Source organism: Escherichia sp. AM3 (genome assembly GCF_032029835.1).
GTDB classification, from domain to species: domain Bacteria; phylum Pseudomonadota; class Gammaproteobacteria; order Enterobacterales; family Enterobacteriaceae; genus Escherichia; species Escherichia coli.
This window is the reverse complement of the sequence record NZ_JAVUPQ010000740.1, coordinates 1-333: the sequence shown is the minus strand read 5'-3', so window position 1 is coordinate 333 and position 333 is coordinate 1. Positions and strand designations below refer to the sequence as shown.

Genomic DNA, 333 nt, shown 5'->3' with positions numbered 1-333 from the left:
TCCTTGACCTGTTTATGGTCTGGTGCGTACTGGCGGATGCGCCGGAAATGAGTTCCGACGAACTGCTGTGTACCCGTGCCAACTGGAATCGCGTGATTCTGGAAGGGCGCAAGCCGGGTCTGACGTTAGGTATTGGCTGTGAAACGGCTCAGTTCCCACTGTCTAAGGTAGGGAAGGATCTGTTCCATGACCTGAAGCGCGTAGCCCAGACGCTGGACAGCGTGTACGGCGGCGAAGCTTACCAGAAGGTCTGCGACGAACTGGTTGAAAGCTTTGATAACCCGGAACTGACATTCTCAGCACGTATTCTGCGTTCTATGATTGAGCAGGGAA

At 54.4% G+C, this 333-nt stretch carries 1 pseudogene; it reads left to right on the top strand.

The features are described 5' to 3' along the window. Positions 1–333 (top strand): annotated as a pseudogene (locus RTW80_RS28140) (glutamate--cysteine ligase); the annotation flags it as partial.